This window comes from candidate division WOR-1 bacterium RIFOXYB2_FULL_36_35 (assembly GCA_001771505.1).
GTDB lineage: Bacteria > Margulisbacteria > WOR-1 > XYC2-FULL-46-14 > XYC2-FULL-37-10 > XYB2-FULL-36-35.
Genome location: MEUA01000048.1, coordinates 1 through 1,568 on the forward strand (window position 1 = coordinate 1; position 1,568 = coordinate 1,568).

Annotated in this window: 2 protein-coding genes, 1 other RNA gene and 1 pseudogene (1 of these 4 running past the window's edge); 2 read left to right on the plus strand and 2 right to left on the minus strand. The window is 38.1% G+C overall.

Annotated features, from left to right (window positions below; genetic code table 11):
• Positions 1–104 precede the first annotated feature (104 nt).
• The gene (locus tag A2290_07635; protein ID OGC13763.1) at positions 105–593 is read left to right on the plus strand and encodes a hypothetical protein; all 489 of its coding nucleotides are present in this window, start codon (positions 105–107) and stop codon (positions 591–593) included.
• A gap of 30 nt (positions 594–623) precedes the next feature.
• On the opposite strand, the gene A2290_07640 is transcribed toward A2290_07635, so the two are convergent.
• Together A2290_07640 and rnpB are read right to left on the minus strand one after the other, a co-directional pair.
• The gene (locus tag A2290_07640) at positions 624–881 is read right to left on the minus strand and encodes a hypothetical protein (GenBank protein ID OGC13731.1); all 258 of its coding nucleotides are present in this window, start codon (positions 879–881) and stop codon (positions 624–626) included.
• Positions 882–1,005: 124 nt separating this feature from the next.
• Positions 1,006–1,394, minus strand: an RNA gene (gene rnpB, locus A2290_07645) — RNase P RNA component class A.
• A 104-nt stretch (positions 1,395–1,498) separates the two neighbouring features.
• Between rnpB and A2290_07650 the strand changes: the two are divergent.
• Positions 1,499–1,568, plus strand: a pseudogene (locus A2290_07650) (hypothetical protein) (it continues 344 nt past the right edge of the window).

Sequence of the window (1,568 nt, forward strand, 5' to 3'; positions counted from 1 at the left end):
TTATTCCATTCACAAAAAACTTGTGGTGTGTGGATAAGGATATGGTAATTTGTAGTTTGTATTTTGCAATTGTAATTTGTATGTTGTTTTTCTCTTTTTTGGTAATGGGGATTGGATTTGCTTCGTCAAAAGGGGATCTCATATTAAAAAGCTCTGCATTTAAAAATAATGATTATATCCCTTACGAATATACCTATTTAGGCGAGAGGGGAAACCCTCCTCTTGTCTTTGAAAATGTTCCTGAAGAAACTAAAACTTTTGTTCTTATTGTGGATGATCCCGATGCCCCAAGCGGGACATTTGTCCATTTTATTGCTTATAACATACCAAAAGACATAAGGCATATAGAAGAGGGGAAATTACCAAAAGGGTGTCTTTTTGGTAAAAATTCTTTAGAAGAAACAGGCTATGTCCCTCCTTGCCCTTCTTCTGGTAAAGTACACCATTATTATTATAAACTTTATGCTTTAGATACTTTTTTGATTTTAAATATGCCGAACTTTCCAACAAAGGAAGATGTCGAAGATAGCATGAAGGGGCATATTTTAGCACAAACCGCGCTTATCGGCCTTTTTAAAAAAGTGACTATTTGAGTATTTGAAAAATATTAAATAAGGATTACTCTAACTTTTCAAACTTCCTTCAATCCTCTTTTTGAGTTGTGCATGAGCTCGGCTTCGTAATTTTAGATTATGTTCTCGTTTTCTTGCATCGCTTTCTGCTTTATAGGCTTCATAGTAGATTAGCTCAAAGGGAATTCTGCTTTTTTTGGAAATACTTTTGCCATCATTGTGTTCTTTGATTCTTCTTTCAAGGTTGTTGGTTGAACCAATATATAAGTTATTGTCTTTTAGACTTTTTAAAACATAAACATAAAACATAATACTTTCAGTCCTATTAGTGGGCTCGCCCCCACACCAACTTCATTAGAAAAATCTTCTTTATCGATTATCTTTCTAACGATCTGATAATCTATCAAAAAAGATACACCTTCTCCGAAGTTGGTGTGGGGGCAGGCCTATAAGCCGGATCCTGTACCCTAGGCAAAGCCTAAGGCGACGATCATCTATCTTGCCTTTACATTGCTGCAAAGATCTTTGCGGTCTACTCGAGATCATAACGCACGGGCTAGTGCTTTCTCTATTTGACCTTGCTCCGGGTGGGGTTTAACGCACCGCTAGTTACCTAGCTGTCATGTGGGAGCTCTTACCTCCCATTTTCACCTATCGCCTCTTAACCTTTAGAGTTAAGTTGGGCTGTATATTTTCTGTGCCACTTTCCCTAATTTCGGAAAACCGAAACCGGCTGCCGTTAGCAGCCACCATTGCCCTAGGAGTCCGGACTTTCCTCCCTCGATAGCGTAAGCGTATCGGGGCGATCGTCCAGCCTGCTCATATATAATTATAACACGAATTGGGGTTGATTTCTGAGTTCACCGTGAATAATCGTGGTGAAATTTTCAAGGTTTTTCAACAATAATAATATGCCAGGAGGATTTATGTTTAGCAGAAAGGTTATCTCTTTTCATGTGCCTGAAATTGTTGAACGCAAAGATGTTCAACTCTTAT

What these genes read in the sequence shown, in the direction of transcription:
- A2290_07635 (OGC13763.1), top strand. Translation starts at nt 105, where the DNA reads ATGGGGATTGGATTTGCTTCGTCAAAAGGGGATCTCATATTAAAAAGC.
- A2290_07640 (OGC13731.1), bottom strand. Translation starts at nt 881, where the DNA reads ATGTTTTATGTTTATGTTTTAAAAAGTCTAAAAGACAATAACTTATAT.